Source organism: Serratia montpellierensis (assembly GCF_020858655.1).
Classification (GTDB): Bacteria; Pseudomonadota; Gammaproteobacteria; order Enterobacterales; family Enterobacteriaceae; genus Serratia; species Serratia montpellierensis.
The window spans coordinates 1032998-1040622 of the sequence record NZ_VOSN01000013.1; the positions used below are offsets into that span (position 1 = coordinate 1032998).

Consider the following 7625-nt stretch of genomic DNA (forward strand, 5'->3'; position numbering starts at 1 on the left):
GCATGGTCAGCAACACCTGGCCGATATGCTCCGGATCGGCGGCCGACGGCGTCAGCGAACCGGGCACCGGCAGGCATACGCGGTCCGGTTCGCCGAGCTCCTGCCCAAGGCCGGTCTCCTCCACCACGTTGCCGAGGATGTCCATGGCGAATACCGACGCGGGGAAGTAGCTGCCTTTTTCCAGTTTTTTCAACCCAGAGACGGGTATGCGTTTGCCGCGGAAGGAACCATTAAGATCGGTGAGAAGGATATCGACATACTGCGTGGCGGGATGGCGTTCCAAATAATGAGCGACCTCATTTTGGAACGCGCTACTTCGCCTCTCTTCATGATGCTGTGCAAAATGTTCAACTGCTGCGCTATTGGTTTGCATACGTCACCCGCCATTATGCTCTGAAGGCGCGTTGGCGCCCGTCCGCCGTTCGATTCAACACATGATTGGATTTCTCGTCAGGCCGCGCCGCTGCAGGGCGCTCAAAATAACATCCACAATATGAAACATAGTATTAACAGAATGGGTTTGCAAATGTTACAATCCTGTTTGATTATTCGCCACTGGCTGCTAAATTGATAAAATATTGACCGAAAAGGCCTTGCTGCCATTTTCACGTCAACTATTTTGTCCAACGCACCGAGAGTGAACATGGGCAATATATTTTCCAAACCCACCCTAACTACCGATATCATGCAGCATCGTTATCGACCAGACAGGCACCCGATAGCGATCTTCATTTCTGCCTGTCGCCCTTACCAGAAGGAAGTACCGCTATGAGCGAAGTCAGCTTGGCACCGGGCAAACGCCTGTCGCAGATCCGTCAGCAATTGGGTTTGTCGCAGCGCCGGGTCGCCGAACTGTCCGGGTTAACCCACAGTGCGATCAGCACCATCGAACAGGACAAGGTCAGCCCGGCCATCAGCACGCTGCAAAAGCTGCTGAAGGTGTATGGCCTGTCGCTGTCTGAATTCTTTGCCGAACCGGAAGCCGCCGACGAACCGCGCGTGGTGATCGACGCCGAGGACCTGATTGAGATCGGCAGCCAGGGGGTGTCGATGAAGCTGGTGCACAACGGCAGCCCCACGCGCAACCTGGCGATGATGCTGGAAACCTACCAGCCCGGCACCACCACCGGTGAAAAGATCAAGCACCAGGGCGAAGAGATCGGCACCCTTCTGGAGGGCGAGATCGTGCTGACCATCAACGGCCAGAGCTACTGCCTGACCGCCGGCCAGAGTTACGCCATCAACACCGGCATCCCGCACAGCTTCAGCAATACTTCGGCGCGCATCTGCCGCATCGTCAGCGCACATACCCCCACCACCTTCTGACCGCTTATCGCTCCGGCGCAGCCTGACACGGGTTGCGCCCCCTGCCTCTCGATGTTTTTCATCGCCGTTATGCCATTTTGTTGGTTGCCAACGGCGTAATCTGTGTTACAACAGAGCAAAACAGCCATCTAAACATCTAAACGGCCTTACTACGCAATGTCAACCGCAACGCCTTCGCGCCTCGAGATGCGCAATATTTCGATCGCCTTCGCCGGCTTCAACGCGCTGCAGGACGTGGACTTCACGCTGCAGGGCGGCTCAATCCACGCGCTGGTCGGCGCCAACGGCGCGGGCAAGTCGACGCTGATGGCGATCCTCTCCGGCGCCCACGACCATTATCGCGGCGAGATCCTGATCGACGGCCGGCCGGTGGCGATCCACTCCCCGCTGCAGGCACGCCGCCACGGTATTCACGTGGTGCAACAAGAGGTGGACGTCGCGCTGATCCCCACGCTATCGGTGGCGGAAAACATCATGCTGGACTGGCTGAACGAGCCGGGCCACTGGCTGAACTGGGCAGAGCTGCACCGCCGCGCGGCGCAGCTGCTGCAGCAATGGGCGCTGCCGCTCAACCCGCGCAGACGCCTGGCGGACTGCACGCTGGCGGAAAAACAGCAGGTGCTGCTGGCGCGCGCGCTGTCGCACCGCTGCCGGTTTCTGGTGCTCGACGAACCGACCGCGCCACTCGATCGCGCCGAAAGCGAGCGCCTGTTTAACGTGGTGCGCCGCCTGCAATCCGAAGGCATTGGTATTGTGTTCATTTCTCACCGCATCCACGAACTGAGCGACATTTGCGATCGGCTGACGGTGCTGCGCGACGGCCGGCGCGTCAGCGAAGACGCCATGCGCGGGCTGAGCGGCGAACAGATCGTCGAGAAGATGCTCGGCCATCGGCTGGACGACATTTTCCCGCCGCCGCGCCCGCCGCACCCTGAGCGAACGCTGCTGCAGGTGCAAGGCTTGCGCGATCGCCACAAGCTGCGCGACGTTTCGCTGCGGCTGCATGAAGGCGAAATCCTCGGCATCGCCGGGCTGGCCGGGGCGGGCAAAACCGAACTGTGTAAGGCATTGTTCGGCGCCGGCGCCGTGCAGCTTGAGCGCGGCGAACTGCGCGGGCAGCCCTGGGCGCCACGCGCGCCGCACCTGTCGGTTGAACAGGGATTGGCGCTGGTGCCGGAAGAGCGCCGCAAAGAGGGCATTTTCATCGACGAGGCGATCCCAATGAACCTGAGCGTCAGCGCCGACGACAGCTTCTCGCGCTGGAGCCTGTTCAACCGGCGGCAAGAGCTGCGCTGGGCGCGCGAGATCATGCAGCGTCTGAACATTCGCGCCTCCGGCCCGCAACAGCGGCTGGCGCGCCTGTCCGGCGGCAATCAACAAAAAGTGGCGATCGGGAAGTGGCTGCGCGGCGACGCCGAGGTGCTGATCTTCGATGAGCCGACCAAGGGCGTGGACATCAAGGCCAAGCAGGAGCTGTTCAGCCTGATCGACGGCCTGGCCCGCGCCGGTAAAGGCGTGATTTACGCCTCCGGCGAGTTCGCCGAGCTGATTGGCCTGTGCGATCGCATCTGCGTGCTGTGGGACGGCCGCATCGTGGCAGAGTTGAACGCCGCCGACATCGACGAAGAAACCTTATTGTTCTATTCCACCGGAGGAACCCCTGCGTGAGTAAAGAATTTGCCCTGCGGCCTGCGCTGCCCTGGCGCCAACAGCTGTTTGATTTCCTCTACAAATGGGGCATGTTGCTGACCGTCGCGGCGCTGATCGCCCTGTTTGGCCTGGCGTCGGACAACTTTCTCGATGCCAATAACATCATCAACATCCTGCGTTCGATCGCCATCGTGACGGTGATCGCCATCGGCGTCTCCATCTCGCTGTCGGTCGGCGGTTTCGATCTGTCGGTCGGCTCGACCGCCTCGCTGGCCAACGCGCTGGTGATTTCACTGTTCGTCTGGCACGGGTTCGGCACCACAGGCGCCATCGTGGTAACGCTGCTGCTCTGCACGCTGGTCGGCCTGTTCAACGCCCTGCTGATCGTGGTGCTCAAAATCCCCGACATGCTGGCGACGCTGGCCAGCCTGTTCGTGATCCAGGGCGTGGCGATGACCTACAGCTACGGCGGTTCCATCACCCAAAACATGGTGCTGCCGAATGGCGACATGGCGGAAGGCCTGATCCCGGAGGTGTTTTCCGCCCTCGGCCAGGTGCCGGTGATCGTGCTGATCATGCTGGCGGTCACCGTGGCGGTGCAGCTGTTCCTGTCGTTGACCAAGCATGGCCGCCGCATGTATGCCATCGGCGGCAACCCCGAAGCGGCGCGTCTGTCGGGTATCCGCACCGTACGTTACAGGGTTGCCGCTTACGTTATTTCTTCCTGGCTGGCGGCGCTTGGCGGCATCCTGCTGGCGTCACGTATCGGCTCTTCGCAGGTCAACGCCGGCGGCGGTTATCTGATGGACGCGGTGGCGGCGGCCTATATCGGCTTCTCGCTGGCGGGCTCCGGCAAACCCAATGCGCTCGGCACCCTGATCGGCGCGGTGATCCTCGGCGTGCTGCAAAACGGCCTGGTGATGCTGTCGGTGCCCTACTACGCCATGGACATTATCAAAGGCCTGGTGCTGGCGCTGGCGCTGGCCATCACCTACATCCAGAAACGCTGATCCTCCCCGGCGCACGCCCGCTGCGCCGCTTTTCCCCTTTAATTCATCCGGTTACTCTTTTCCGTCAGCAGAACCCGCATACAAATGATATGGATTATCATTAGCGTTTACATTCAGTAAAAAATCCTTACAATACCCTCACGCAACGCTGACGAAGCGAAGTATTTCTCAGCGAACGATGAATAATTTCATTAGAAATTCAATTGGTTAATTACTTTCACTTCAACCCAGGAAAGGTTCACCTCATGGAAACGCCACGTTACAGCAAGCTCGCCGCTCTGGTTGTCGCCTCACTCAGCGCCACCGCCGCGCTGGCCGCGCCGCAGAACGACACCCAGGACACCATGGTCGTCACCGCCTCCGGCTTCCAGCAAAAAATTCAGGACTCCGCCGCGTCCATCTCGGTGATCCCGCGCCAGCAGATCGAAGATAAGGCCTATCGCGATGTGACCGATGCACTGAAAGACGTGCCGGGCGTGGTGGTCACCGGCGGCGCCAGCAGCAGTGACATCAGCATCCGCGGCATGTCCTCCAAGTACACGCTGATCCTGGTGGACGGCAAGCGCGTCGACACCCGCAGCACCCGCCCGAACAGCGACAACGCCGGCATCGAACAGGGCTGGCTGCCGCCGCTGGAAGCCATCGAACGCATCGAAGTGGTGCGCGGGCCGATGTCTTCGCTGTACGGTTCCGACGCCATGGGCGGCGTGATCAACGTCATCACCCGCAAAACCTCACGCACCGAGTGGAAAGGCTCGCTGCACGGTGACGCCACCGTTCAGGAAAACCGCGATTCCGGCGATCTGTTCCAGACCAACGCCTACGCCTCCGGCCCGCTGGTTGAAGGCCTGCTCGGCCTGCGAGTCAACGGCCTGCTGTCGCGCCGCGCGGAAGATAAAATCGTCAACGGTTACAACGAACAGCGCATGCGCAGCGGCACCGCGGTGTTCACCCTGACGCCGGACGAGAAAAACGAATTCGATTTCGAAATCGGCCGCTCGCTGCAGGATCGCAACAGCACGCCGGGCAAATCGGTAGTGGCGGAGCGCTGCAGCAAAGGCAAGTGCACACCAACCGAGGTCAGCGAAAGCCTATACACTCGCACCAACTACGCGCTGACCCACAACGGCTATTACGACTTCGGCAACTCCACCAGCTACGTGCAGCGCGAAGAAACCGGTAACCCGGGCCGTAACATGAAGGCCTACAACACCATCTTCAACACCCAGAACCAGTTCGAGCTGGGTTCCCACATGCTGAACCTCGGCGGCCAATACCGCTATGAAAAACTGGGCGACGGCGGCAACCAGCTTGAATCGGCTCAAGGTCTCAGCAAGCTGACGCGCTGGAGCTGGGCATTGTTCGCTGAAGACGAATGGGCGCTGACCAACGACTTTAGCCTGACCAGCGGCATCCGTATGGACCGTGATGAAAACTTCGGCAGCCACTGGACCCCACGCATGTACGGTGTCTGGCACCTGACCGAACAGTGGACGCTGAAAGGCGGCGTCTCCGCCGGGTACAAATCGCCGGATCTGCGCCAATCCTCCCCTAACTGGGGGCAGGTCACCGGCGGCGGCGTGCGTAAAGGCATCATCGTCGGCAACCCGGATCTGCAGCCAGAGAAGAGCCTGAGCGAAGAAATCGGCCTGATGTGGGATAGCCTGAAAGGCGTTAACGCCGGCGTGACGGTCTTCAACACCGACTTTAAAGACAAAATCACCGAAGTGCGCCGCTGTGAAGACACGCCGGATTGCACCATCGGCGGCACGTCCTACGACTTTATCAGCGATCGCGTCAACGTCGACAAAGCCAATATGCGCGGCGTAGAGGCCACCTTCGGCTGGCAGATCAACAAAGACTGGAAGTGGAACACCAACTACACCTACACCTCTTCCGAGCAGAAGAGCGGCGAGTTCCAGGGCAAGGCGCTCAACCAGATGCCTAAGCACATGCTGAATACCGTGCTGGACTGGCGTGCCACGCAGGACCTCAGCCTGTGGTCGCGCGTTAACTTCCGCAGCAAAACCTCACAATATCTGAGCCGCACCTCGATGGCGACCAGCACGCCATCCTACACCTTCGTCGATGCGGGCCTGAGCTACCAGGCGGCGAAAAACCTGCAGCTGACCGGCGGGGTTTACAACATCCTCGACAAAACCGTGGATTACGATCACTACCGTACCACGCTGGACGGCCGCCGTTACACCGTCGGCATGACCTACAACTTCTGATGCCCCTGGGCGCGCGCTGCGCGCCCTTTTCATTCAATCACCGTGAGGAAGCTCCATGAGATTACGCCGCTCCCCCCTGATGATCGCCCTGCTGGCCGCAATGGCGCTGGCGGGTTGCCACAGCAAAACCGATACGCCGGTAGCCGCTACCCCGGCCACCGTCAACGTCCAGCACCTGAACGGCAGCACCGAGGTGAAGAAGCACCCGCAGCGCATCGTGGTGCTGGATTACGCGTCGTTGGAAACGCTGCAGCTGCTGGGCGTCGAACCGCTGGCGCTGCCCGGCAACCGCAAGAACTTGCCGGATAGCCTGAAGCGCTATCAGGATGACAAATACCTCAATGCCGGCACCCTGTTCGAGCCGGATATGGCCGTGCTGCGCGCCGCCAAGCCGGATCTGATCCTGATCGCCGGCCGGGCGTCCAAAGCCTATGACGAGCTGAACGCGCTGGCGCCGACGCTGAACATGTCCGTCGATCCGCAGGATCAGTTGGGCAGTCTGAAGCAGCGCACCCTGCAGCTGGGCGAGCTGTTCGATAAGCAGCAACAGGCGCAGGCGGCGGTCGATAAGCTGGATGCGCAGATCGCCGTGGTCAAACCGCAGGCCGCCCAAGCCGGACGCGGGCTGGTTGTGCTGTTCTCCGGCGGCAAGATCAGCGCTTACGCGCCCAAGAGCCGTTTCAGCTTCGTCTATGACGCCCTCGGCTTCTCGTCCGCGCTGCAGTCCGACGAAAAAGACGTGCGCGGCAACAAGCTGACGCCTGAGCAGGTCGCCAAACTGAATCCGGACTGGCTGTTCGTCATCGACAGAGACGCCGCGACCGGGCGGCCGAACGCGGTGGCACCGCAGAAAATCCTCACCGGCACCGCGCTGAAGAAAACCACGGCGGTGAAAAAAGGCCAGGTGGTTTACCTGCCGGCGGCCGAGGTGTATCTGTCCGGCGGCATCGTCACCGCCCAGCACGTCGTCGAACGCGTGAGCGAGGCCCTGAACCACGCTGCACGATAAAGAAAGCCCGGCGATGCCGCAATGCTGATCAGTTAGCGTTTTTCTGCAGGCGTTAGTGACATTTTCGGTCGATAAAAGTGAGATGCCCCATGTGGCTCACGCACCTCGACCGAGCCAGGGGCCGAAGGCGCGGCCCCTGGCAACCCGCGCCTTTGCCCTATCAGACGGTTGGCTTTGCCAACTCCCCTCCCTCCGCCATACCGCATTGAGGCCGGTTGCGACAGGCGTCCCTGCCTGTCTCACCTGAAACCGCCGTCCATGGCGGTTTCGCCTAATGCGCTATGCCTGCGTTCGGCGTCTTCAAGGGCGCCCAGCACCGCGCTCATCTCCAACTTCTCTACCAGAAGCTCATAAGCGACAGATTTCCCGGTAGCAGCCAGCTCAGGTGTTGACCTT

Annotated in this window: 5 protein-coding genes and 1 pseudogene; 5 read left to right on the forward strand and 1 reads right to left on the reverse strand. The window is 60.9% G+C overall.

All coding sequences use genetic code 11. The annotated features are described in order from the left end of the window. A pseudogene (locus tag FUU19_RS16670) lies at window positions 1-373 on the reverse strand (glutamine synthetase); the annotation flags it as partial. Window positions 374-768: 395 nt separating this feature from the next. Here FUU19_RS16670 and puuR point away from each other — a divergent pair. From puuR to FUU19_RS16695, 5 genes are all read left to right on the forward strand, one after another. After that, window positions 769-1326 carry an HTH-type transcriptional regulator PuuR gene (gene puuR, locus FUU19_RS16675; protein ID WP_025303528.1) on the forward strand — a complete coding sequence of 186 codons (558 nt, stop codon included), beginning with the start codon at window positions 769-771 and terminating at the stop codon, window positions 1324-1326. A gap of 156 nt (window positions 1327-1482) precedes the next feature. After that, window positions 1483-2994 carry a sugar ABC transporter ATP-binding protein gene (locus FUU19_RS16680; RefSeq protein WP_230507240.1) on the forward strand — a complete coding sequence of 504 codons (1512 nt, stop codon included), beginning with the start codon at window positions 1483-1485 and terminating at the stop codon, window positions 2992-2994. Continuing rightward, on the forward strand, window positions 2991-3986 hold the full coding sequence (locus tag FUU19_RS16685; protein WP_099817478.1) for an ABC transporter permease: 996 nt from the start codon (window positions 2991-2993) through the stop codon (window positions 3984-3986). Before FUU19_RS16680 ends, FUU19_RS16685 begins: the two co-directional genes overlap by 4 nt. A gap of 245 nt (window positions 3987-4231) precedes the next feature. Further along, the gene (locus tag FUU19_RS16690) at window positions 4232-6220 is read left to right on the forward strand and encodes a ligand-gated channel protein (protein ID WP_141967723.1); all 1989 of its coding nucleotides are present in this window, start codon (window positions 4232-4234) and stop codon (window positions 6218-6220) included. Window positions 6221-6275: 55 nt separating this feature from the next. Beyond that, entirely contained in the window at window positions 6276-7229 is a 954-nt protein-coding gene (locus tag FUU19_RS16695) for a siderophore ABC transporter substrate-binding protein (protein WP_141967721.1), read from the forward strand. Window positions 7230-7625 lie beyond the last annotated feature (396 nt).

Coding starts and splice junctions, on each gene's coding strand:
- FUU19_RS16680 (WP_230507240.1), top strand. CDS start 1,483: ATGTCAACCGCAACGCCTTCGCGCCTCGAGATGCGCAATATTTCGATC.
- puuR (WP_025303528.1), top strand. CDS start 769: ATGAGCGAAGTCAGCTTGGCACCGGGCAAACGCCTGTCGCAGATCCGT.
- FUU19_RS16695 (WP_141967721.1), top strand. CDS start 6,276: ATGAGATTACGCCGCTCCCCCCTGATGATCGCCCTGCTGGCCGCAATG.
- FUU19_RS16690 (WP_141967723.1), top strand. CDS start 4,232: ATGGAAACGCCACGTTACAGCAAGCTCGCCGCTCTGGTTGTCGCCTCA.